This window comes from Pseudomonas sp. TE50-2, assembly GCF_040813665.1.
GTDB classification, from domain to species: domain Bacteria; phylum Pseudomonadota; class Gammaproteobacteria; order Pseudomonadales; family Pseudomonadaceae; genus Aquipseudomonas; species Aquipseudomonas soli.
Genome location: NZ_JBFNXN010000001.1, coordinates 1,176,694 through 1,202,313, shown reverse-complemented (window position 1 = coordinate 1,202,313; position 25,620 = coordinate 1,176,694). Strand labels below are relative to the sequence as shown.

Here is a 25,620-nt window from a genome sequence, read left to right as displayed (position 1 = left end):
AAACGAAAGAGCAGCCAGGGGCTGCTCTTTTGCTTTGCAAGAGAAGACCAGAAATGAACGCCGAATCCCGAATCCACGAACTGCGCGCCGAACTCGACCAGCACAACTACCGCTACTACGTGCTCGACGAACCCAGTGTGCCCGATGCCGAATACGACCGCCTGTTCAATGAGCTCAAGGCGCTGGAAGCCGAGCACCCGCACCTGGTGACACCGGATTCGCCGACCCAGCGCGTCGGCGGCGCGGCGTTGGCGGCCTTCAGCCAGGTGCGTCACGAGATACCGATGCTCAGCCTGGGCAACGCCTTCGAGGAAGACGACTTGCGCGACTTCGGTCGCCGCGTGGTCGAAGGCCTGGATTTGCCGGGCGGCGATCAGGCGGCCGTCGACTACAGCTGCGAGCCCAAGCTCGACGGCCTGGCGGTGAGCCTGCTGTACCGCGACGGCCAGCTGGTGCAGGGCGCCACCCGCGGCGACGGCACTACCGGTGAGGACATCAGCGCCAACGTGCGCACCGTGCGCAACATCCCGCTCAAGCTGCAGGGCGAGGGCTGGCCGGCGGTGCTGGAAGTGCGCGGCGAGGTGTACATGAGCAAGGCCGGATTCGACCGGCTCAATGCGGTCCAGGCCGAGGCCGGCGGCAAGACCTTCGCCAACCCGCGCAACGCCGCCGCCGGCAGCTTGCGCCAACTGGACTCGAAGATCACCGCCAGCCGCCCGCTGGAATTCTGCTGCTATGGCGTCGGCCAGGTGTCCGAGCCGTTTGGCGACAGCCATATCGGTATCCTGGAGAAACTCAAGACCTGGGGGCTGCCGATCAGCCGCGAGCTCAGGCACGCCGCCGGTATCGACGAGTGCCTGGCCTATTACCGGGACATCGGTACGCGCCGCAACAGCCTGCCTTACGAGATCGATGGAGTGGTGTTCAAGGTCAATGCCCTGGCCTCCCAGCGTGAGCTGGGTTTCCGTGCCCGTGAACCGCGCTGGGCGATCGCCCACAAGTTCCCGGCCATGGAAGAGCTCACCGAGGTGCTTGATGTCGAGTTCCAGGTCGGGCGAACTGGCGCGGTGACTCCAGTGGCCCGTCTCAAGCCGGTCAAGGTGGCCGGTGTGACCGTCTCCAACGCCACCCTGCACAACATGGACGAGATCGCACGCCTGGGCCTGCGCATTGGCGACACGGTGATCATCCGCCGTGCCGGCGACGTGATCCCGCAAGTCATGCAGGTGGTGCTCGAGCGCCGCCCGGAGGGCGCTCGCGCGGTGCAGGTGCCGAGCCAATGCCCGGTGTGTGGCTCGCAGGTCGAGCGCACCCAGCTGGTCAAGCGCAGCAAGGGCAAGGAAACCACCAGCGAAGGCGCGGTGTACCGCTGCGTGGGGCGCCTGAGCTGCGCCGCCCAGCTCAAGCAGGCGATCATTCATTATGTGTCGCGTCGGGCCATGGACATTGATGGCCTGGGCGAAAAGAGCGTCGAGCAACTGGTTGATGAAAACCTGATCCGCTCGCCGGCCGACCTTTACAAGCTGGAATTCGAGCAAGTGGTCGCCCTTGAAGGCTTTGCCGAGGTCTCCAGCCGCAAGCTGCTCGAAGCCATCGAGGCTAGCAAGCGCCCGAGCCTGGCGCGTTTCATCTACGCCCTCGGCATCCCCGATGTCGGCGAGGAGACCGCCAAGGTCCTGGCCCGCTCCCTGGGCAGCCTGGCGCGGGTGCAAGTGGCGCTGCCGCAGGTGCTGACCTACCTGCCGGACATCGGCCTGGAAGTCGCCTACGAGATCCATAACTTTTTCGAGGACGAGCACAACCGTGCGGTGATCAAGCAGCTGCTGGACAGCGGTATGCAACTGCAGGATGAAGGTGAGCTGGGCGCCGAGTTCGCCGCCAGCACCACCCTCGCCGGGATGCTCGCCAAGCTCGATATCCCGTCGGTCGGCCCGACCGGTGCCGAGAAGCTGGTAGACAAGCTGGGCACCCTGGACAAGATCATCGCCGCCGATGGCATCGACTTGCGCCAGGCCCTGAATACCAAGGCCGCCGACGGGGTGCGCGAGTTCTTCAAGGTCGAGGCCAACCAGCAGTTGGCCCGTGCCATCGAAGCCCAGTTGCTGGACTTCGGCATGCACTGGTCGTGCGAGAAGAAATCCGCCGAGGGTTTGCCGCTGGCCGGCCAGACCTGGGTGCTGACCGGTACCCTGGAGCGCATGAGCCGCGATGTTGCCAAGGAAAAGCTGGAAAGCCTGGGAGCCAAGGTGGCGGGTTCAGTGTCCGGCAAGACCCATTGCGTGGTGGCCGGGCCCGGCGCGGGCTCGAAGCTTGCCAAGGCCAGCGAGCTGGGCGTGTCGGTGATGGACGAGGATGCCTTCGTGGGCTTCCTTACGGAGCGCGGAATCGACGTCTGAGGCCGGTGGCCTTGTCGCGAGGCAAGCCTGCTCCCACGGGTGATCGCACGTGGGGGCGGGCTCGCCCCGCGATGGATTTGCCACAAGTCCTTGAGAAATGATGGTTTTTTCACGATCAAAGGTTGTAACTTCGCCCTGGCGTTGTACAATGGCGCGGCTCGTCAGCTGGCGAGCCGTCGTGGTGGCCCCATCGGTCCCCCCGCATTGATTACCCGTTAACCTGGTCAGGCCCGGAAGGGAGCAGCCATAGCGGGAACATCGAGTGCCGGGGTGTGGCTGGTGGGGCCGCCTCCATTTTGGGCGCAGGATTTTTCCGGCGTACCTGTCAGGCGTCGCACATCAGACGCGTTTCTTTACACCCTCGCACTGTTTTCCGCCTGCACGATCCCGCGCAGCGCCTTATCATGCATCCCATCGTGTCGGCCCATTCGGCCAGGAGATAGCGACCGTGGAACATGTCGACGACCTCACCCGCCAACAGATCCGCGAGTGGCAAATGCGCCGCCTGGAAATCAAGGACCAGATGGCCGCCAGTCCCGAGCGCGTGCTGGAGTTGTCCCAGGTGCTCGACCAGATGGAAGAAGAGCATGAGCGCATCCTCGAGGAAGCGGCTGCGCCAGTGGCGGTGAAGGCTGACGCGGTGGCCTTGGAGCTGCAGGTGTCGGCGCGCTCGGTGCGTGACTTGCGCAAGCTGCTGGAGCTGGCCCTGCATGAGCTCGATGGCGTGCTCGACGCACCGCAGGCGGGTGTCAGCCATCCCGGCGACATGTCTGGGTCGTTGGGTGCCTACCGCTTCGACCTGGTGGTGGGGCAGGCCGCTGAATCCGACAAACCTTGAGTGATCCCCGGACCCGTACCGACATGCAGCCCGAGCACTTCGACTTTTCCCATCCGGTGTACCTGCCGGTCACCGCAGAGGTGTGCCAGGCTTTGCTGGCCGACGGCGCGCTGGCGCTCGACACCCTGGGCGAGCCGGAGTTGGCGGCAGTGCTGGTGATCCAGAACCTGGCCCAGGCACAGGGCCAGGTCGATGCGCGAGCGGCGGAAAAGGTGCTGGGCAAGCTGTTGGCATGGGCGGTAGATGGCGCGCATTCGCCTGGCGTGGGGTTGTTGTCCGAGGCCCGTAGGCTGTTCGATGCGCGCAAGCTCTATTTCGGCCTTGAGGTGATCAAGGCTTCGAAGCTGCGTCTGCTCGACGCGGAGCAGGTCCAGGCGCGGGAATACCTGCTGGCCGATGGCAAGTGGGATTTCGACTACCGCATTCGCCTGCATCACAGTGACAACCCGTTCAGCCAGCGGGTGACAACTGGCTTCGACAGCGAGCGCTGGCTGACCGTCGAGCAGGACAAGCTGCTCAAGGTCATCCAGGCCAACCTCGACGAAGACATCCACGTGCAGGGCTATGCCGGGATCGGCAAGAGCTACCTGCTTGGCGCGCTGATGGACTGCCTGCCCCGTGGCCGGGTGCTGGCCCTGGCACGCACGCCGGCCAAGCTCGGCACCTTGCGTCGACGCATGGGGCTGGATGAGCAGGCCAAGGTCGGTATGACCTTCGGCCAGTTCGCCCGCGCCCTGCTCAAGGATACCCGGTCAGTTTCCGCCCGGACGGCGCAGCGCGGTCCCGGCAAGCGCAGGCTGGCCGAGGAACTGGGGATCGTCGGCTTGCGCCAGTACGACGCCGAGCATGCCCTGGATATCTGCCTGGAAGTGCTGCGCAACTACTGCGATTCTCGGGATTACAGCCTGTCGAATCGTCATCTGCCGTATTTTCGCCAAGCGCTCTCCGCCGTCGATGCCCAGGTCCTGCTCGAGTACGCCAGCCGGCTATGGCGCTACCTGGAGGCGCAACCGGCCTGGGGCGCGCAGACCGGGTTCGAGGCGTTGCTGCTGCTCAAACGAGCGAGCCTGGCTGGTTGCAGCGTGCCGGGGCGTTTCAGCCACGTGATCATCGACGAGAGCCAGGACGTGCCGGCCTCGCTGCTGCAGGTTATCGAGCGAGGCCGCCAGGTGCTGATCACCCTGGGCGATGAATATCAGAAGGCCTCCGGCGAGGTGGTCAGGCGCGAGCGTCAGGTGCGCCAGAAGGACATGGCCTTTGCCGTGCGTAGCGGGCCCAAGGTGGAACGCCTGATCAACCCGTTGATCGGGGTGCATTCGAAGAAGTCCAAGGTTGCCTTCGAGGCTGCGCGCCATGTCGATGTCGGCATCGAGCACTTCCCCGAAGGGTTCGTCCCGCCCGAGGGCTGCGTTGTGCTGACCGCCTCGCGCTGGGACACGATGCGCTGGGCCATGGAGTTGGCCGAGTCCAACTGCTTGTTGAATTTCCCCGATTGGCCGCAGATGCGCCGCTTCATGGTCACGGCGATCGGCCTGTTCAGGGCCGCGTTCTATGCGCCGGGGCAGGATGCCGAAGGGCCGCATCCGTACTTCGCGCACCTGCTCGACTGGCAGCAGGTGCGTGAGTCCGAGCGTTTCGATGCCGCGTTCCTCTGGGTCGAGGCGCGCCTTGAGGCGGGTTTCAAGCTTGCGGACCTGACGCTGCTGGACGCGCGCATCGCTGCGCGGCCCGACAGCCTGACGCTGCTGATGGCCGAGGAGGCCGGCGGCCTGGAGTTCGATCAGGTGCTGCTGACACCGGAACTGATGACCACCGACCGCTTCAAGGACGCCTACGCCTTCGATGCGCGGATCTGCGCCGTGTACATCGCCCTGTCGCGGGCGCGTCGGCAGCTGTACCTGCCGTATGACGTGGAAGAGTGGATCAACTACCACAAGGGCCAGCCGTTCCGCGAGTTGCACGGCTACTGAGGCCTCCACGCCTGCCCTGATTAGCCGACACCTGCATCAGCCGCTGAAAGGTCGGGCATTGCAGATGGCTCTCTTCGGGGCACTGCGCCGCATGGCGCAACCCCTTGCTCATCGCCTGCAGTCGCTTGATCCGGCGGTCGATCTCGTCGGCCTTGGCCAGCAGCAACTCGCGGTCGACCATTTGCTCGTCAAGCATGGCGCCTACTTCGTCCAGCGAAAAGCCAGCCGCCTGTCCCAGCGCGATCAGCGCCAGGCGCTCGGGGGTGTCTGGTGGGAACTGGCGGCGTTGCCCATGGCTGGCCAGTGATCTGAGCAACCCCTTGTTCGCGTAGTAACGCAATGTCGACGCCGGCACTCCGGTGCGCCTGGCGACATCGGTAATGTCCATTGCAACCCCTCTTGACTTGAAGTCGACTTCAACTTGCATGCTGCTTGGCATCGATCTTTCCGTCAATCTGCCAAGGGCTCTCGTCATGACCATCTCCTCGCTTGCGCTTTCCATCCTGTTCATCGGCATCGGCGCCACCCTGGTCATGGACCTGTGGACCTTGCTGCTCAGGCGCCTGGGTGTCACCACCCTGAACTACGCGATGGTCGGGCGCTGGGCGGGCCACCTGTTCGCGGGGCGCTGGCGGCATGCGGCGATTGGCAAGGCTGCGCCGGTCAGGGGGGAGCTGGCGTGGGGCTGGTTGCTCCACTACGCCACAGGGTTGGTGTTCGCGGCGCTGCTGGCGGCTATTGCAGGGGAGGGGTGGTTGCGCGGGCCGACACTGTGGCCAGCCTTGCTGTTCGGGGTGGTCTCGGTGCTCGTGCCGTTGTGCGTGGTGCAGCCTGCGTTGGGGGCAGGGTACTTTGCGACGAACACACCCGCGCCCTTGAAGAGCTGCCTGCGCAGCCTGGCGACGCACTGCGTGTTCGGTTTGGGCCTCTACCTGGCGGCACTGGGTGTCGCGGCTGCGGGTACTTGAGGGCTGTCGTCACCTGCGAACGGATGGGGCTCGGTATAACGCTCGACGATCCGCTGCATTTCCCCGGACTGCTTGATCCGCACCAACGCCCTGAGCACCGCCTGGGTCGGCAGTTGGGGGTCGTTGCGCACCATGCAGCCCAGCGCCTGTTCTTCAAGCACGGCGAGGGGCTGCAGGTGTTGAGCCGGGGGCAGGGAGCGGTTGTACCACTGCAGCGACAGCTGGTTGCTCACGGCATGGTGCAAGCGCCCGACCTGGAGTTTCTGCAGGACCAGCAACTGATTGCGGCTATCTTCGCGCTGCAGGCGGGCCTGGCTGAACAGCGGCTCGAGCGTGGGGTAGGTGTAGCCGAGCACGGTGCCGATGGCCTGGGGTGGCAGTGCGTCCGGGCTGACGGGGCCGCTGTCGCCGGGGCGGCCGACCAGCAGGTCGCGCTGCTCGATGAGCGGGATGCTCCAGAGATAGTCGCCGGGCCGATCGGTCAGCCATTGCGTGGAAACGTAGCAGCGTACGTCGATTTCGCCGGCCTGCATCGCCTCCTGCAGGCGCAGGCGCGCCAGCACATGGTACTGGGGGCGGGCATCGACCTCCCTGGCGATGGCCTGCATCAGCTCCAGCAGGATGCCTTCCGCTGGCTGCTGGTCCTCGATGCGCATCAGCGGCATGCTCCAGCTTTCGGCGATGGAGAAGCGCAACACCGGCGGTTGCGCCAGGCCGTGGGTGGCCCACAACAATACCCACAACAACAGGATGGCCAGGACTCGCCGCACGCCTCATCCTCCCTGATCCGTCGTCCGTGTGCCCGTCACTGAGCTTAGACGAGATCGGCAGGGTGCAATTTCGGCCCCGCTCCGCTAGCATTAGCGCTCTTTCCGCCCGCTCCGGTCACGATGGTTTTTTGATGAGTTATCAGGTTCTTGCACGTAAATGGCGTCCGCGCTCGTTCCGCGAAATGGTCGGCCAGACCCATGTGCTCAAGGCTTTGATCAACGCCCTGGACAACCAGCGCCTGCACCATGCCTACCTGTTCACCGGGACCCGGGGCGTGGGCAAGACCACCATTGCGCGGATCATCGCCAAGTGCCTGAACTGCGAGACCGGCATCACCTCGACGCCGTGCGGTACCTGTTCGGTGTGCCGGGAGATCGACGAGGGCCGTTTCGTCGACCTGATCGAGATCGACGCCGCCAGCCGCACCAAGGTCGAGGACACCCGCGAGCTGCTCGACAACGTGCAGTACGCGCCGAGCCGCGGGCGCTTCAAGGTCTACCTGATCGACGAAGTGCACATGCTCTCCACCCACTCGTTCAACGCCCTGTTGAAGACGCTGGAAGAGCCGCCGCCCTACGTCAAGTTCATCCTCGCCACCACCGACCCGCAGAAACTGCCAGCGACCATCCTGTCGCGCTGCTTGCAGTTCTCGTTGAAGAACATGAGCCCGGAGCGCGTGGTCGAGCACCTGACCCACGTGCTGGGCGCCGAGAACGTGCCGTTCGAGGAGGATGCCCTGTGGTTGCTCGGCCGCGCCGCCGACGGCTCCATGCGCGACGCCATGAGCCTGACCGACCAGGCCATCGCCTTTGGCGAGGGGCGGGTGCTGGCCGCCGACGTGCGTGCGATGCTCGGCACTCTCGACCACGGCCAGGTGTATGGCGTGCTCCAGGCCCTGCTCGAAGGCGATGCCCGGGCGCTGCTGGCCGCGGTGCGTGACCTGGCCGAGCAAGGCCCGGACTGGAACGGCGTGCTGTCGGAAATGCTCAATGTGCTGCACCGCGTCGCCATCGCCCAGGCCCTGCCGGAAGCGGTGGACAACGGCCAGGGCGACCGTGACCGCGTGCTGGCGTTGGCCCAGGCCCTGCCGGCCGAAGACGTGCAGTTCTACTACCAGATGGGCTTGATCGGCCGCCGTGACCTGCCATTGGCGCCGGACCCACGCGGCGGTTTCGAGATGGTCCTGCTGCGGATGCTGGCGTTCCGCCCGGCCGATACCGACGACGCACCGAGGCCGGTACTAAAGCCGACGGGGATCAGCCAGGCCACAGCTGATCCGACCCAACCGGTGGCGGCAGCGGCTGTGGCCGTGGCGCCGTCCGTTGCCGCCAGTCCTGTGGCTGAAGTGGTCGCGCCGCAGCCCGTGGCTGAGCCATCCATACAGGCCGAGCCGCCAGTCGTCGAGGTGCCGGCCGTTGCCGAGGTTGTCGAGGCGCCGCAAGCGCCAGCGGAGCCAGAGCCCGAGCCGCAGCCCGTCGAGGAGGTCATCGACCTGCCGTGGGAGGAGCCGGTCGCCACTCCGGCGCCGGATGTGCCCGAGCAGTTGCCCGAGCCGGCACCCGCGGTCGAGGCCGCCAGCCAGCAGCCGGACGATGACGAGCCGCCGTTCGATCCGTCGGCCTACAGCCCGGCGGGCATGGAGCGCGACGACGAGCCGCCGGCGGACGAGGACTACTACGCGCCCGACAGCGACCCGGTTGGCTTCAGCTACCTGGACGAGCTGGCCGAGCACGTGCAGGAAGAGGCGCCTGCCCAGGCGTCGGAGCCACTGCCGGCGGCCATGCCCGCGACCGGCCTGGCCCTGCAATGGCTGGAATTATTCCCACAGTTGCCTGTCTCCGGTATGACAGGCAACATCGCCGCAAACTGTACGCTGATCGCCGCCGAGGGTGATGACTGGCTGTTGCACCTGGACCCGGGGCAGGGTGCGCTGTTCAACTCGACGCAGCAGCGCAGGCTGAACGACGCACTGAACCAGCAACTGGGCCGCGAGATCCGCCTGAAGATCGAGCTGATCCGCCCCGAGCAGGAAACCCCGGCCCAGGCCGCCTCGCGCAAGCGCGCCGAACGCCAGCATGACGCCGTGGTGTCGATCGAACAGGACCCGCTCATCCAGCAGATGATCCGGCAGTTCGGCGCGACGGTCAGGCAGGATACTATTGAGCCTGTAGACGCCCTGGCCAGCCAGGGCCAATGAACGGATAACCATGCGGCCGGCCTTGTGCCGGGCCGCATCACATGACCCAATCGAGGTATACCCCATGATGAAAGGTGGCATGGCCGGCCTGATGAAGCAGGCTCAGCAGATGCAGGAAAAGATGCAGAAGATGCAGGAAGAGCTGGCCAATGCGGAAGTCACCGGCCAGTCCGGTGGCGGTCTGGTCAGTGTGGTGATGACCGGTCGCCACGACGTCAAGCGCGTCAGCATCGACCAGAGCCTGATGTCGACCGACGCTGACGACAAGGAAGTGCTCGAGGACCTGATCGCCGCCGCGCTGAACGACGCCGTGCGCAAGATCGAGCAGAGCAGCCAGGAAAAGATGGGTGGCATGACCGCTGGCATGCAGCTGCCGCCTGGTTTCAAGATGCCGTTCTGAGTCGTTGTTCAGGCAACGCCATGTGCCCCGTCTGATAGGCGTTGGGCCCTCGAAGACCCGATGCTCGCATCGGGTTTTTGTTGCCTCTCGAAAAAGACATCGAAGCGCGAAAAACAGCAATGGTTCGTAATTGATTTTGCCCGCGGTGATCGCATAGTATGCCGCACCCCTCAAATGGCAATGTGCCATTTCTCGAAACTGTCCAGTTGTATGCCGAGTCGTTCGGTGCCAACTATCCAAAGACGCAGGTTTGCGGGTAAGCAGGATGCTGGGTGTGCTCAAAAGGATGTGTTCATGTTTCGCGCTCAACAGGTCGTCGTTCTAGCCTGGCTGTTCTCCTCGTGTACCCTGGCCGCGTCTGGCTCGGACCGCGCCGAATTGATGGCTGTCTATCGGCAAGCTGTCGAGCACAACACTGAAATCGCCGCTGCCCGTGCCGATTTTGCCGCCCGCCAGGAGGCCTTGCCCCAGGCTCGGGCCAATCTGCTGCCCGCCATCAGTGTCGGCTCGACTGTCGAATCAACCCGCCTGACCCGCGACGAACCCGAGCTGACCCGGGCGCGTAGCGGCACGACGGTTCAGGCCAACCTCAAGCAACCGCTTTTTAACGCCGCTTTCTGGTTTGAGCTCAAAGCGGCCAAGACTAGCATTGCGCAAGCGGCATTGGAGTTGTCGGCGAAGGAGCAGGAACTGATCTTGAAGACCGCCGAGGTCTATTTCGAGACGTTGCGCGCCACCGATGAGCACGCCACCTCGCGTGCCGAAGAGTACGCGCTCAAGCAGCAGCGCGACCAGGCGCAGGCTCGGCTCAAGGGCGGTTTGTCGAGCATTACCGATGTGTTGGACGCACAATCGGCCTACGACAATGCGATGGCCAATCGCAAACTGGCGCAACGACAGGTGGACGATGCCTTTGAGCAGTTGATTCGTCTGACGAACAAATCTTACGCGAGCATTGAAGGCATGCGCCACCAGATGCCCATCCATGCCCCGGTTCCCGATGACACCCAAGCCTGGGTCGATGCGGCGTTGGGGCAGAACCTGACGCTGCTGGCCAACAACTATGCCGTGCGGGCCGCAGAGGAAAATCTTAGCCAGCGGCGCGCCGGCCACGCCCCGACCGTCGATGCGGTGGTGTCCTATCGACGTGGCGACAATGACAGTTTTGGCTATAACAACCCAAGCGATTTCGGGCTCGACGGCTATCGCGGCAATGTCGCCCAGAGCAGCGTCGCCCTGGAAATGAACCTTCCGCTCTTCAACGGTGGGCGCACCAGCTCACAGTCGCGCGAGGCTTATCAACGCCTGATGCAGAGTGAAGAGCAGCGAGAGGGTCAACGCCGGGAAGTGGTCCTCGATGCGCGCAACTTCTTTCGTGCAGTCAATTCGGACATCGAGCAGATCCACGCGCGCAGGCAGACGATACAGTCGAGCCAGGAATCGTTGAAGGCCTCGAAAGTCGGGGCCGATATCGGTACGCGTAACACCGTCGATGTGCTCAATGCCCAACGCCAGTTGTTCAAGGCCGTGCGCGACTACAACAACGCCCGGTACGATTTCATCCTCAATAACCTGAGATTGAAACAGGCGGCCGGCATGCTGGCCGCCGATGATCTGCAGTCGCTCGCCGACTATCTGAAAGCTGACTACGAGCCACAACGCGACTTTCTACCGCCGGAGCTGATGTCTGCCTCCGTTGCGGGATTATCCCGACATTAGCCAGAACCTCGCCGCCATGCCTGACCTTGTTCAGGTATGAGAGGGCGTGTGCCCACCCGTGTTCGGGGCACGCCGTCGGCAATATCCTCCTGTGTATTCGACGATTCACCAGCATGGAAGCACTTATGCAAGGACCCAGGGCCGACGCGGCCCAACCCAAAGGCGCACTCGACACAGGTTTGGCCTGCCTTGCCATGTTGGCGCGCTTTCACAATCTCGCGGTTTCACCCGAACAACTGGCCCATGAGTATCTCGCTCAGGGTCAGGCCTTCGGCAGGGCCGAGATCCTGCTGGCGGCCCGTCAGCTCGACCTGAAAGCCAAGGCGATCCGCACCACCTTCGAGCGGCTGGCGCGAACGCCATTGCCCGCCATTGCCTGCGACAGCGACGGGGGCTTTTTCATCATTGCTCGTATCGATCAGGGCAAGGTGCTGATCCACGATCCCCTGTCCCAGCGCCCGGAACTGCTCGATGCCGAGCAACTGCATGCACGCTGGGGTGGCGAAATGATTCTGCTGCGCTCCCAGGCATCGTTGGCGGCCGAGTTGTCCCGATTTGATTTCACCTGGTTCATTCCTGCCATCGTGAAGTACCGCAAGCTGCTTGGCGAAGTCTTGCTGGTATCGTTCGTGCTGCAGATCTTCGCGTTGCTGACGCCGTTGTTCTTCCAGGTGGTCATGGACAAGGTGCTGGTGCACCACGGTTTGACCACGCTGGATGTGATCGCCACCGGCCTGCTGGGCATCATGCTCTTCGAAACCATCCTGAGTGGTTTGCGCAGCTATGTCTTTGCCCACACGGCCAGCCGTATCGACGTCGAGTTGGGTTCCAGGTTGTTTCGGCACCTGGTGACGCTGCCGCTGTCGTACTTCCAGGCCCGGCGCGTCGGTGACTCGGTCGCCAGGGTACGTGAGCTGGAGAATATCCGGAGTTTCCTGACCGGCAATGCCATCACGCTGTTGCTGGATGTGCTGTTCTCGGTGGTGTTCATCGCCGTGATGTTCTTCTACAGCGGTTGGTTGACACTGGTGGTGCTGTTGTCGCTGCCGCTTTACTTCGTTGTCTCGCTGGTGATCACCCCGATGCTGCGCGCGCGGCTGAATGAGAGCTTTGCCCGCGGTGCGGAGAACCAGGCGTTTCTGGTGGAGACGGTCAATGGCATCGACACGCTCAAGTCGATGGCGGTCGAGCCACAGGTGACGCGCAAGTGGGACAACCAGCTGGCAGCGTATGTCAGTGCCGGGTTCAAGACCCAGACCCTGTCCACCATCGCCAATGAAAGTGTTTCCCTGATTGGCAAGCTGGTGACCGTGGCAACACTCTGGCTCGGTGCGCGCCTGGTGATCGATGGGCAGCTTTCCGTCGGCCAGCTGATTGCGTTCAACATGCTCGCGGGGCGGGTGAGCCAGCCGATCATGCGCCTGGCTCAGTTGTGGACCAATTTCCAGCAGACGGGCGTTTCGGTCGAGCGCCTGGGCGATATTCTCAACACCCAGACCGAGCTGTCGCAGGCGACCCGCAGCGCGTTGCCCACACTCAAGGGGCGCATCGAGTTCGACCAGGTGCATTTCCGCTACCGGCCCGACGGCTCCGAGGTATTGCGTGGCGTCAGCCTGGACATCAAGGCCGGTGAGGTGATTGGTGTAGTTGGGCGCTCAGGGTCGGGCAAAAGCACACTGACCCGGTTGTTGCAGCGCCTCTATGTACCCGAGCGAGGTCGGGTGCTGGTCGACGGCATGGACCTGGCACTGGCCGATGTCTCGTCGTTGCGCCGACAGATCGGCGTGGTGCTGCAGGACAACATGCTGTTCAACCGCAGCATCCGCGAGAACATTGCCCTCAGCGATCCCGGCGCGCCGTTGGAGGCGGTGATGCATGCCGCCAGGATGGCCGGTGCGCATGACTTCATCCTGGAGCTGGCGGAAGGTTACGACACCATCGTCGGTGAACATGGTGCTTCGTTGTCCGGTGGTCAACGCCAGCGCGTGGCGATTGCCCGGGCGCTCATCGGCAACCCGCGGATCCTGATCTTCGACGAGGCGACCAGTGCGCTGGACTATGAGTCCGAGCGCATCGTCCAGCAGAACATGCAGACCATCTGCAAGGGCCGCACGGTCATCATCATTGCGCACCGGTTGTCGGCGGTGCGCGATGCCCACCGGATCGTGGTGATGGATCGTGGGCAGATCGTCGAGCAGGGCACTCATGCGCGACTGCTGGAACACCAGGCGGGGCACTACTCGCGCCTGCACCGTTTGCAACAAGGATAGTGGCCATGCGTGAACCTTCCGCCAAACGTGAACTTTGGCAGCGCTACCGGCGTGCCTGGAGCCAGGCCTGGCGCCGACGCAAACAGTTGGACGCACCGCCGCGCCTGGCGCACGAGGTGCAGTTCCTGCCGGCCGCGCTGGCCTTGCAGGAGCAGCCCACGCACCCGGCTCCACGCTACATCCAGTGGGTCATCATGCTGTTTGCCGCACTGGCGCTGGCTTGGGCATGCTTGGGCGAGATCGAAGTCGTGGCGACGGCCCGTGGCAAGGTGGTGGCCAGTGGCAAGAGCAAGATCATCCAACCGAGCGAAGTGGCGGTGGTCAAGGCGATTCGGGTCTTCGATGGCCAGGTGGTGAGGGCGGGTGACGTGCTGGTGGAGCTCGACACGAGCGCTTCCGGCGCCGACGTCAAGCGCTTGCAAAGCGAGTTGCTGGCTGCGCAGGTCGATCGTGCGCGAGCCAGCGCCTTGCTCGAGTCGATCCAGGGCAACCAGGCGCCAGGCTCTCTGGCGGGTTACCTGCCAGAGGCCGGGGCCGAGCAGGTGCAAGCGGCACAACGCTGGTTGCAGGGGCAGTACCTGGAAATGCGCAATGCGTTGGACCAGGTGAGCGCGGAGATCGAGCAGCGTTCGGCGGAAATCCAGTCAGCCAAGGCCATTGTCGCCTCCTTGCAGCAGACGCTGCCGATTACTCGCCGCCTGGCCGAGGACTATCGCGCCTTGCTTGAGCAGCAGTATGTGCCGCGTCACGCCTACCTGGAAAAACAGCAGGCGTTGTTCGACCAGGAGCGCGACCTGGCCGTGCAGCAAGCGCGGGTGATCGAATTCACGGCCAGCCGCAAGGAGGCCGAGCGCCGCCGCGAGGGTACCCTGGCGCAGACCCGTCGCAGCATGCTTGACCTGCAGCAGCAAGCAGAACAGCAAGTTGCCTCGTTGACCCAGGAGCTGAAAAAAGCCGAGCAGCGTGACCATCTGATGAGTCTCACCGCGCCTGTGGACGGCACCGTGCAGCAACTGGCGATCCACACCGTCGGTGGCGTGGTGACTGCCGCGCAACCGTTGCTGGTCATCGTGCCCAGCGACCAGCCAGTGGAGGTCGAGGCAATGCTGGAGAACAAGGACGTGGGGTTTGTCCGAGAGGGGCAGCAGGCCAGCGTGAAAGTGGAAACCTTCACGTTCACCAAATACGGCACAGTGGCGGGCGAAGTCGTCAGTGTCTCCAACGACGCCATCGAGGATGAAAAGCGCGGGCTGATCTACAGCAGCCGCGTGCGCTTGTTGCAGGATTCCATCTGGGTGCGCGACCAGAAGGTGGCGCTTTCGCCAGGCATGTCGGTCACGGTCGAGATCAAGACCGACCGACGCAAGGTCATCGATTACTTCCTCAGCCCCTTGCAGCAGTATGCGAATGAAAGCTTGCGCGAGCGCTGAGGCCACGACCTGCTGATTGGTGTAATGGTCGTTTTGGGGAGTCTTGGATGTTGGAACTGAAGGCGTTGCTGGGGGCCGTGATCGGCCCTGCTTATCTCTGTGTGTTGCTGGCGAGCCTGGGGCTGTTGACATTCAGGCCCGCGCACGCGGCGTCCTGGTTCATCTGGGGCTGTAGTCTGCCGCTGAGCGTTTTCTCCTATCTGGTCTGGATACAGGGCAGTGGCGGCGATCACTGGACGCTGCCGATGCTGGTCATCCAGCTTCTGGCGCTGGCGCAATTGGGTTGGTTGGGCGGCGTGTGTGCCTTGTTGGGGCGCATGGGCCGCTGGCGCGCCTTGAACAGGGCTGGCCTGGTCGTTTCCATGGTCTCCGTTGTGGGACATGGCGTTTTTCTGGGGGGGATCTTGATGTTTGGGTATGGCTCTTCATGACCCGGTCCTTCGCAAAGGTTGGTCAAGTTATCTAGTCAGAAGGAATTGAGCGATGGCGTTTAAAGAATCCACATTCGAGTACATAAAGAGCCAGGCTGAACGGGCCAAGGCGATTGCCAACGAGCTTGGCGCGGCGGATGTCACCGCTCAGGGCATACTCGGGGCGATTGGTGAAGAGTATGAGTCGCTGGGTACCGTCGACAAGATCCAGACGGCGCGGGTGTCCGCCTTCAGTCATGAAGAGATCAAAAGCAACTACGACAGCGTGGTGAAGGATAAGCAGATCCTGAGTGATGTGGTCTCGGCCGGATCGATCAAGAAAGGGCTGATCAAATGGGACAACCCGGTACTCAATGATGTCGGGCCAGGCAACATCAAGATCCTGACCGCGATCGATCTGCTGGCAAAGTACAATACCGCCAACCCCGAGCAGGATCCGTTGGGCCTGAAAGGTTACAACGGGGACTACAAGTCGCTGGTCAGTGACCTCTCTGATGAAAAAAACAGTGCCAGCCTGAAGTTCGCCGCATTGATGTTGCAGGAAGGTCGCGCCTTCTATGCGGAGCGAGCGGGTGCCGCCTGGGCCTCTTATGATCAGGACACCCAGGATGCGGTACTGATCACCTACTACAACAATGGCAAGGAGTGGGCGACCGCCCGGGCGGACAAGTTTGCCTCCGACAACCCCGGTGGCCAGTACGCGCCCAAGCCGGGTGGCGGCGTAAGCGGTGGCGAGGTCTACCTTGAGAATGCCGCGCAGATCAAGAAATACGTGGGCATTCCTTCTACCCCCATTGCGTCGGTCAGTGACAATTACTTCAAGCTCGATATCAACAATGCGGGCAGCGTGACCGAGAAGGGCGCCACCGATCACGAGCGCAATGCCGCCCAGGTGGCCGATGGCCTGGTGCGCAGCGGTGGTGGCTGGACGATTACCTACGACCCCAACAAGCTCAATATCAACCAGATGCAGGGCAACTGGGTCAACAACACCTTTACCGCCGCCGCGACTCAGATCCTTGCCGACGGTTATCGCCCAGGCAACATCAACACCGCCAGTGATGTATTCGACTTCAGTCTGCGTGGCTCCAGCCAGGGGCTGTCCTATGGCAGTACCTTGGGTGCATTGCTGAACTCAGGCGATGCCCGCGCACGTCTGACCCTGCCTACCGACCCGTTGGTCCTGGACCTGAATGGCGATGGCGTGCGCTTGACCGATTACCTGACGGCCCCGGTGTTCTTCGACGCTGACAACGATGGCGGCAGCCTCGAGGAAACCGGCTGGGTCAGTGCCGAGGATGGCATTGTCGTGGTCGACACCAATGCCAATGGCAAGATCGACAACATCAGCGAGACCCTTTCCGAATACTTTGGCGGGGCGGCCGGCAGCAATGGCGATGCCGGCCAGAAGCGTTTCGCCAACGGTTTCGCCGCGTTGGCCAGTCTCGACAGCAATGCCGATGGGGTGTTCGACAGCCAGGATGCGGCCTGGTCGAGCGTCAAGGTCTGGGTCGATGGCAATCACGATGGCAAGAGCTGGCTGGACCTCAACGGCAATGGCAGCATCGAGACGGGTGAAACCAGCGAGCTCAAGTCGCTGACCGAACTGGGCATCACCCGGATCAACCTGGGTAACCAGGCACAGAGCGGCGAAGTGCGTGACGGCAACGAAGTCCTGGCGCGCGGCACCTTTGTGCAGAACGGCGCGACCAAGGAAGCCATCGCCGCAAACTTCGTGGCCAACCCGAACGGACACGTGTTCAGCGCCAGTGGCAACGGCACGATCGTTTCCACCCAGGGGGCCGGGCAGGTGGCGCCAGTCAAGGGCTACGTTTCCGCTTCGACCACGGGAGAGCGCATCGATGTGGCGCTCAAAGGGGTCAATAATGCCACCGGTGGTTCAGGCAACGATGTGCTGTTGGGTGATGCCCAGAGCAACTGGCTGGCCGGTGGCCAAGGCAGTGACAGCTTCAATGGTGGGGCCGGTGACGATGTCCTGCTGATCGACGGTGACGACCTGCCCGGCAACATTCACGGTGGTGACGGCACCGATATCGTGCAGGTGCTCGGTGACAAGGGCGTGCGCCTGAACCTGGCCGAGGCCGGCGTGGAGATCGCCCAGGGCGGACGCGGTGATGACGTGTTCATCGGTGGGGGCAGCAGCACGGTCTACCTGCGTGGTGGCGATGGCGACGACGTGCTGGTCGGCGGTTCGGCCAACGATGCCCTCTCTGGCGAGGATGGCGATGACTTCATCAACGGCAATGCTGGCAATGACGTGCTGCGTGGTCACCGTGGGCGTGATCAGTTGTTCGGTGGCGAAGGCAACGATTTGATCGAAGGTGGCCTCGATGACGACAGCCTCAACGGCGGCGCCGGGGACGACGTACTGATCGGTGGTGCTGGCGACGATGTGATCGACGGTGGCGATGGCCTGGACGTCGTGGAACTGTCGGGTGATTTTGCCGACTACCGTCTGACTCGTACCGCCGAAGGTGTCTGGATCAGCGACACGGTGGCGGGCCGCGATGGCACAGACTTCTTGAAGAACGTCGAGAGCGCCAACTTCCGCAACCTCAAGCAGGTGGAGATTCCGAGCGCCACCAGCGCTGGCAGCGAGAACCCTCTGCTGGTCAAGGATGTCCTGGGCAAGGATCGGGCGGGTGTCGCCTTCGAGCGCACCAGCGCGCACCTGATCGGCAAGGAGCAGTTGCTGCAGAACGATATCGATTGGCAGCACGACGCCCTGCACATCACCGGCCTGTTCGAGGTAGTGGGGGGTAGCGCCAGCCTGACCCAGGCGGGGGACGTGCTGTTCACCCCGGATGCGACCTTCACGGGCGTGATGGGTTTCAAGTACACCGTGGCCGACGCCAAGGGCCATGCGGCGACCACGGTCGTCAACATGGGGACTGGCGAGAGCGCAACGATGCGCGCTGCCGTCTACCTGCGCACCGCTGACCTGCCGGCCGATCCGCTGGTGACCGACCAGTGGTACCTGTCCCAGGCCAATATCCTGCCGGTCTGGAAGGATTACACCGGCAAAGGCGTACGGATCGCCCAGGTCGAAATCCAGAGCCCGTTCGGCACCACGCGGGAAATCCTCGATTACCGCCACGCCGACCTCAAGGATAACCTCGACCCGCAGTGGCTGGCCAACGCGACCCCAGGGCAGATGGCAGGCGAGGGCAGCGGCGGCAAGTTCAGCGACCATGCGACGCTCGTCGCCGGTGTCATGGTCGCCTCGCGCAACGGTGAAGGCAGTGTCGGCGTGGCCTACGACGCCAGCATCGCCGGCTACTGGGTCGACAAGCATGACTTCACCAACCTGTCGCATATGCGCGAGTACGATGTGGTGAACCACAGCTGGGGCAGCAGCAACCACTTCGACCTGAAGTTCACGCCGACCGAACTGGGATTGATGCCCACGCCGTTCAAGCAGGCTATTGGCCAAGGGCGTGATGGCCTGGGCACGGTGATCGTCACGGCCGGCGGCAACGATCGTGAGAAAGGCGGCAACACCAACTACTCGAACCTCACCAACAGCCGCAGCAGCGTCATCGTGGGCGCGATCAACGCGACCACCGACCTGGGGGCCTTGCAGCTGGGCGGCAAGCCGTTCTCCAGCCCAGGGGCCAGTATCCTGGTCAGTGCACCGGGTTCAAATGTGACGTCGACCTCGCGCCTGGTTCAGAACGACAACGGCTCGACCTTTGGTAGTGACACCAGCGTCTCCCAGGGCACCAGCTTCGCGGCACCGATCGTCTCGGGCATCGTCGCGTTGATGTTGGAAGCCAACCCCACGCTGGGCTATCGCGACGTTCAGCAGATCCTTGCGATCTCCGCCCGCAAGGTGAATGACAGCGCCACCACCTGGCAGACCAATGGTGGCCAGAACTGGAACGGCGGCGGTATGCACGTCAGCCATGACTACGGCTACGGTGAGGTCGACGCCCGCGCGGCGGTGCGCCTGGCAGAAACCTGGAACAGCCAGCAAATCCTGACCAACGAACTCAGCCTGGCCACACCGTTGGATTCGGGCGTGCTCAATCGGCCAATCAGCGACGGGCAAGGCACTGGGATCAGCCATTCGCTCAGCATGGGCAATGTCGACTTGCTGGCCGAGCATGTCGAGGTCAAGGTGAGCCTGACCCATGCCCGACCCGGTGACTTGATCCTCAAGCTGATCTCGCCCTCGGGCACTGAGTCGATCCTGATGAATCGCCCTGGCAAGGCGCCTGGCAGTGATGCCAGTGATCGTGGCAATGCCAGCTTCGACGGCGCGCAGAGCCTGGACTATGTCTTCAGCACCGCGTTGCTGCGGGGCGAAGCGGTGCAGGGCAACTGGACGCTGCACGTGATCGACAGCGTGACGGGCGATATCGGCACGCTGAACAACTGGAGCCTGAATGTCTTTGGTAGGGGCGCCAGTGCCGACGACCAGTACGTGTACACCAACGAGTTCGCGCAACTCGCCGGGACGGGCGTGCGCAATGTGCTCAACGACACCGATGGCGGCCAGGACACGATCAATGTGGCGGCCATTACCAGTGCCAGTACCATCGACCTGGCCAAGGGCGAGGCTACTTTGGCCGGTGCGCGCCTGACCATTGCCAACCCAGGCCAGATCGAGCACCTGATCGGTGGGGAGTTCGCCGATACGCTGACCGGCAACGCGGCCAACAACACCCTCGTGGGTGGACGCGGCAATGATGTGCTGGCCGGCGGGGCCGGCATCGACACGCTGATCGGCGGGCAGGGCAACGATACCCTGAGCGGTGGTGCCGATACCGATTACTTCATCATCGACAAGGCTGCCGGGGACACCGACACCCTGACCGATTTCGTGATCGGTACCGACCGGATCGTGCTCTCCGGCTTTACCGCCGACACCTATGCGACGATGGCCATTTCCCAGCAAGGTGCCGATGCGCGTCTGGACCTCGGCGATGGGCAGGTGCTGGTGCTCCGGAATGTACAGGCCGCAGGCCTGACATTGAGCAGTTTCATTCACACGCCGCAGGCCCTGCGTGTGAATCAGCTAACGCAAGCGTCGGGCTACGGTTTCGGCCTGGATGGCACGGCCACCGAGCGCAACCTGCCGAACACCAGTGGTGGTTTCCGGTACTGGACCAACGATGCGGGCGAGCGGGTGTTTGGTGGCACGGGGAGCGATACGATCCAGGGTGGCCTGGGGAACGATGTGCTGGTCGGTGAGACCTCCACCGACTCAGCCGTCGGTGGCAATGACCTGATCAACGGCGGCGAAGGCAACGATGTCGTGCGTGGGGGGGCAGGCGACGATGTGCTGTACGGTGGCGCGGGGCTGGATTACCTGGGGGGCGATGCCGGCGACGATACCTTGTACCTGGAGGGTGACCAGGCGATCAGCGACCATGCCACCACCACGTTGCTGTCTGCGAACATCAACCTCAGTGGTGCGGCGACCCACACCGGCGCCTCGGTGGCCGGCGGTGCCGGCAACGATCGCTTCGTGCTGGTCGAAGACCTGCGCGCCAGCGCCTCGCAAGGTGTCATGGCCAACCTGATCGACGACTTCGAGGTGGGCAACCCCAAGGAAACGATCGACCTGTCGCAGATTCATGCGGTACGCGGCTTTGCCGATCTCAATTTCAGCAGCGTCACCGTCGATGGCCAGCAGTACCTGCGGGTTTGGCTCGGGACCATGGCCAGTGGCACCCAATACCTGACGCTCAAGGGCGTGACTGCGGGCCAACTGTCCGCCAGCCACTTCACCTTTGGTCAGGGCGGCGCGCAACCCAAGGTGCTGTTGACTGGAACGGCGGGTAACGACCTGCTGGTGGGGGATGCCGGGGGCAATACCCTGGACGGTGGCGTCGGTGCCGATGTGATGGAGGGGCGGCTGGGTGATGACACCTATATCGTCGACCACCCTGGCGATGTCGTTAAGGAAGTGGTCGGTGGTGGCTACGATGTGGTCAAGTCCAGCGTTAGCCATGTCCTCGCCGATGAAGTGGAAGTCCTGCAGTTGCAAGGTTCGGCGGCCATCAACGGAACGGGCAATGGCTTGTCCAACCGGCTGGTTGGCAACGCGGGCAACAATGTGCTCGATGGCGCCGGGGGCGCGGATGTGATGGTGGGCGGCCTGGGCGACGACATCTATGTGGTCGATGACGGCGCCGACCGCATCGTCGAGTCGGCCGACGAGGGCACGGACACCGTCCGCACCTCGGTCTCCTTCACCCTGGCCACTCATCTCGAGAACCTCGAGCTGACCGGCGATGCTGACATCAACGGTACCGGCAACGCGGTCGACAACATCCTGCGTGGCAACCGTGGGGACAACCGGCTGGATGGCGCCCAGGGCGCTGACCAGATGCATGGCGGCGGGGGCAACGACAGTTACTTCGTCGATCATCTGGGTGACCAGGCGATCGAGGCGCCCGACAGTGGCTTCGACCGAGTCTTCGCCAGTGTGGACTTCTCCCTCGGGGCAAACGTCGAGCGCCTGGAACTGGTCGGGCCGGCCTTGAATGCAACGGGCAACAGCGCGGACAACGAACTGATCGGCAATACGCTGGACAACCGCTTGTACGGTGGCGCGGGCAACGACTTCCTGCAAGGTGGCAGCGGCAACGACCGCTATGTATTTGGTGCGGGGCACGGCCAGGACGTCATCAGCGAGGCGCTTGGTGTCGCAGGCGGTACCGACAGCATCGTCTTCGAGGCGGGTATCGAGGAGCGCGACGTGGCGGTCGAACACTCGGCCCAAGGCATGGTCCTGCGCCTGAACGACGGTCAGCAGATCGTCTCGGGTTGGACCGCCGCTGGCGGTCATGCTATCGAGCGCATCGAATTCGCCAACGGCAAGGTCTGGAACACCGCGACCCTGGCCACGCTGGCCAACCGCGTGCCCACGGTAGCTTCCGCGATCACCGACCAGAACGTGGCCGAGGACAGTCGATTTGTCCTGACCCTGGGCACGAACACGTTCAACGACGCCGATGCCGGAGATACCCTGACGCTGCGCGCTACCTTGACCGATGGCAAGCCGTTGCCGGGCTGGCTCAGCTTCGATGCGCCAACCCGTACCTTCAGCGGGACGTCGGGCAATGCCCAGGTCGGCCGCCTGGACATCCTGGTCACGGCGACCGACAAGGCGGGTGCCGCGGTGTCCGATGCTTTCAGCCTGAACATCGCCAACGTCAATGACGCGCCGCAGTTGGCCAATGCCATCGTCGACCTGAACCTCAAGAGTGGCCAGGCACTGCAATACGCGCTGCCGGCCAACACCTTCAGCGACGTCGACGCAGGTGACCGGCTGAGCTATCGGGCAACTCTCGCCAGCGGGGCGGCCCTGCCGGGCTGGTTGGTGTTCGATGCAGCCAGCCGTACCTTCAGTGGCACGCCGGTCGAGGGCGGCACGCTATCGATCAAGGTCACGGCGGTGGACCAGTCGGCGGCCGAGGCCAGTGATGTATTCGACATCGTCGTGAGCCCTGCCACGACCGTGATCAATGGCACGGCGGGTGCCGACAACCTGCGTGGGGATGCCCAGGCCAACACGCTCAATGGGTTGGCCGGCGACGATTACCTCTACGGTGGCGCCGGGGACGATGTGCTCAACGGCGGTGATGGCAATGACTCGCTTTACGGGGATATCGGCAACGACATCCTCGATGGCGGGGCAGGCAATGATCGGCTGTCGGGGGACACGGGCAACGACACCTACCGTTTCTACCGTGGCATGGGGCAGGACACGATCGTCGACTTCGATCCGACCGTGGGCAATGTCGACACCCTTCAGGTTGCCGCCGACATCACGCCGGCCGATGTACTGGTCAGCCGAGATGGCGGTTATCTCACCCTGGCGATCAAGGGCACGTCCGACAAAGTGACGATCACCTTCTTCAACGATGTCAACTACAGCTTCGAGCGTGTGCTGTTCGCCGACGGCACGACCTGGGACCTGGAGGCGCTGAAGAACATGACGCGCGGCACGCCCAGCCAAGGGGCCGATATGCTGTACGGGGATAGCGGCGCCGATGTGCTCGACGGGCTGGCGGGTAACGATCGGATCTATGGCGGTGCCGGCGATGACCGGCTCATCGGTGGGGCCGGTAACGACAACCTGTACGGTGAGGCGGGCAATGACACCCTCGAGGGTGGCGACGGCAACGACTCGCTCAACGGAGATGCTGGCAATGACATCCTGGATGGCGGGGCCGGTGATGACAGCCTCAGTGGTGGTCAGGGCGATGATGTCTACCTGTTCTACCGAGGGATGGGGCAGGACAGCATCAGCGAGTTCGACATGAGCGTCGGCAACAACGACACGATCAGGGTTGCCGCGGGGATCAGCGCGGCGGATATCACCCTGACCCGCGATCTCTGGGACTTGCAGCTGGGCATCAAAGGCACCACGGACCGGATGACCATCCGCAGCTACACCGACGCCAATTACCAGGTGGAGCGTGTGGCCTTCGCCGACGGTAGCGTCTGGACAGTCGACGACCTGCGGCGTCTGTCGCGGGTGGCGCCGAGCGAAGCCGCCGACACCGTCTATGGCGACGACAGCAACGAGCGGATCGATGGCCTGGCGGGCGACGACAAGCTCTATGGCTTGTCCGGTGACGACGTGCTCATCGGTGGGGCTGGCAACGACCAGCTCGATGGTGGCAACGGCAACGATACCCTCGACGGAGGCATCGGCAATGACACGCTGTCGGGTGGGGCAGGTAACGATACCTATCTGTTCCAGCGCGGTGGTGGGCAGGACACGATCTCCGACCGCGACTGGACCGCAGGCAATGTCGATGTGATCAAGTTCGGCCCAGGCATTGTCGCGGCCGACGTCAAGGCATCGCGCCAAGGCGACAATCTGGAACTGGCAATCAGCGGCTCGACCGACAAGGTGACCGTCAGCAACTGGTTCTTCGCCAAGGATAACCAGGTCGAACAGGTTCAGTTCGCCGATGGCACGTCATGGGATGTGGCTACCATGCAGGCCCTGGTCAAGGGCATGGCCACCCAGGGCGATGATGTGCTGCAAGGCGCGGAGGCGGTCGACGACACCCTCAACGGCCTGGGGGGGAACGACAAGCTCTACGGGCTCTCGGGCAACGACACCCTCAACGGCGGTGCCGGCAACGACATGCTCTATGGTGGGCCTGGGGCGGACATCCTCGACGGCGGTGCTGGCAATGACAAGCTTCAGGGGGATGCTGGCAATGACACGTACCTGTTCTACCGGGGTGCCGGGCAGGACGAGATCAGCGACTACGACTATCAGGCCGGCAACCTCGATGTGATCGAAGTCGCAGCGGGTATCGCGCCGTCCGACCTCAGCCTGAGCCGGGATCTGTCCAACCTGTACATCGGTATCAAGGGCAGCACCGACACGCTGAAGGTGAACAGCTGGTTCTCCAACGCCTCGAACCAGGTCGAGCAGATCCGCTTCGCCGATGGCACACGCTGGGACGTCGACACGATCAAGGCAATGGCCAGGGGCTCCGCAACCCAGGGTAACGACCAGCTGTTCGGTGACGAAACCCAGGCTGATGTGCTCAGTGGGCTTGACGGTGACGACAAGCTCTACGGGTTCGCCGGCAACGACACGTTGCTGGGCGGCAAGGGCGCCGACGAGCTGTATGGTGACAGTGGCGCCGACACACTTGATGGTGGGGCCGGCAACGATCGCCTCGAAGGGGGAACCGGTGACGACCTCTACAAGTTCGAACGTGGAGGAGGCCGGGACGTCATCAACGACTTCGACAGCGACACCAACATCGATGTGCTGCAGTTTGGCCCGGGAATTTCGGCCGAACAGCTGTGGTTCCGCAAGAATGGCTGGGATCTCGAGGTCAGTGTGATTGGCACAGACGACCAGGTGACGGTCTCCAAATGGTCGTTCTGGGGCGCGGGCAACTGGGAGAAGGCGCAGCATGTCGAGCAGTTCCGCACCAGTGATGGCAAGGTCTTGCTCGATGGCCAGGTCGACCAGCTGGTTTCGGCGATGGCAGCGTTCGCGCCGCCCGCGGCAGGGCAGATGACATTGCCGCAGAACTACAAGGAGGCACTCGACTCCGTTATTGCCAGCAACTGGCAGTAAGGGCGGACAGGTACGTGGCCTGAAGGGCACGTACCTGTGCAGGCCGACCGCTTGTACACCCGCAAGGTGTGGAAGCGGTCGGGACGTCTTGATGCATCCCCTCAGCTCATCATCATGCGCCTTGTGAACGCAGGGCC

The 25,620-nt window shown here is 63.5% G+C and carries 13 protein-coding genes and 1 other RNA gene; 12 read left to right on the top strand and 2 right to left on the bottom strand.

All coding sequences use genetic code 11. The features are described 5' to 3' along the window. Positions 1 to 53: 53 nt before the first annotated feature. From ligA to AAHK21_RS05315, 4 genes are all read left to right on the top strand, one after another. Positions 54 to 2,396: an NAD-dependent DNA ligase LigA gene (ligA, locus tag AAHK21_RS05330; protein ID WP_367856648.1), complete on the top strand. Its 2,343-nt coding sequence runs from the start codon at positions 54 to 56 to the stop codon at positions 2,394 to 2,396. Positions 2,397 to 2,584: 188 nt separating this feature from the next. Continuing rightward, positions 2,585 to 2,681: signal recognition particle sRNA small type (gene ffs / locus AAHK21_RS05325), an RNA gene on the top strand. A 163-nt stretch (positions 2,682 to 2,844) separates the two neighbouring features. After that, positions 2,845 to 3,234, top strand: a complete 390-nt coding sequence (locus tag AAHK21_RS05320) for a hypothetical protein (protein ID WP_367856647.1) — start codon at positions 2,845 to 2,847, stop codon at positions 3,232 to 3,234. Positions 3,235 to 3,257: 23 nt separating this feature from the next. Then, positions 3,258 to 5,204, top strand: a complete 1,947-nt coding sequence (locus tag AAHK21_RS05315) for a hypothetical protein (RefSeq protein ID WP_367858960.1) — start codon at positions 3,258 to 3,260, stop codon at positions 5,202 to 5,204. On the opposite strand, the gene AAHK21_RS05310 is transcribed toward AAHK21_RS05315, so the two are convergent. Then, positions 5,158 to 5,592 (bottom strand): helix-turn-helix domain-containing protein, encoded by a 435-nt coding sequence (locus tag AAHK21_RS05310; protein WP_367858959.1) that lies wholly within the window; start codon positions 5,590 to 5,592, stop codon positions 5,158 to 5,160. The two genes, AAHK21_RS05315 and AAHK21_RS05310, sit on opposite strands and share 47 nt — an antisense overlap. An 85-nt stretch (positions 5,593 to 5,677) precedes the next feature. Between AAHK21_RS05310 and AAHK21_RS05305 the strand changes: the two genes are divergently transcribed. Then, positions 5,678 to 6,172 (top strand): DUF2938 domain-containing protein, encoded by a 495-nt coding sequence (locus AAHK21_RS05305; protein ID WP_367856646.1) that lies wholly within the window; start codon positions 5,678 to 5,680, stop codon positions 6,170 to 6,172. Here AAHK21_RS05305 and AAHK21_RS05300 read toward each other — a convergent pair. Beyond that, positions 6,133 to 6,942 carry a substrate-binding periplasmic protein gene (locus AAHK21_RS05300; RefSeq protein WP_367856645.1) on the bottom strand — a complete coding sequence of 270 codons (810 nt, stop codon included), beginning with the start codon at positions 6,940 to 6,942 and terminating at the stop codon, positions 6,133 to 6,135. The genes AAHK21_RS05305 and AAHK21_RS05300 overlap by 40 nt on opposite strands. Positions 6,943 to 7,073: 131 nt before the next feature. On the opposite strand from AAHK21_RS05300, the gene dnaX reads away from it, so the two are divergent. The 7 genes from dnaX (at position 7,074) to AAHK21_RS05265 (ending at position 25,483) form a co-directional block, all read left to right on the top strand. After that, positions 7,074 to 9,140 (top strand): DNA polymerase III subunit gamma/tau, encoded by a 2,067-nt coding sequence (dnaX, locus tag AAHK21_RS05295; RefSeq protein ID WP_367856644.1) that lies wholly within the window; start codon positions 7,074 to 7,076, stop codon positions 9,138 to 9,140. Between the two features lie 64 nt (positions 9,141 to 9,204). After that, positions 9,205 to 9,540 carry a YbaB/EbfC family nucleoid-associated protein gene (locus tag AAHK21_RS05290; protein WP_023632783.1) on the top strand — a complete coding sequence of 112 codons (336 nt, stop codon included), beginning with the start codon at positions 9,205 to 9,207 and terminating at the stop codon, positions 9,538 to 9,540. A gap of 294 nt (positions 9,541 to 9,834) precedes the next feature. Next, a complete protein-coding gene (locus tag AAHK21_RS05285) occupies positions 9,835 to 11,259 on the top strand; it encodes a TolC family outer membrane protein (protein WP_367856643.1) in 1,425 nt (474 codons plus the stop codon). A gap of 125 nt (positions 11,260 to 11,384) precedes the next feature. Next, positions 11,385 to 13,529, top strand: a complete 2,145-nt coding sequence (locus AAHK21_RS05280) for a type I secretion system permease/ATPase (protein WP_367856642.1) — start codon at positions 11,385 to 11,387, stop codon at positions 13,527 to 13,529. Positions 13,530 to 13,534: 5 nt separating this feature from the next. After that, positions 13,535 to 14,959, top strand: a complete 1,425-nt coding sequence (locus tag AAHK21_RS05275; protein WP_367856641.1) for an HlyD family type I secretion periplasmic adaptor subunit — start codon at positions 13,535 to 13,537, stop codon at positions 14,957 to 14,959. Between the two features lie 47 nt (positions 14,960 to 15,006). After that, positions 15,007 to 15,390, top strand: coding sequence for a hypothetical protein (locus AAHK21_RS05270; RefSeq protein ID WP_277503293.1), 384 nt, complete (start codon positions 15,007 to 15,009; stop codon positions 15,388 to 15,390). Positions 15,391 to 15,442: 52 nt separating this feature from the next. Beyond that, positions 15,443 to 25,483, top strand: coding sequence for a calcium-binding protein (locus AAHK21_RS05265; RefSeq protein ID WP_367856640.1), 10,041 nt, complete (start codon positions 15,443 to 15,445; stop codon positions 25,481 to 25,483). Positions 25,484 to 25,620: the final 137 nt, after the last annotated feature.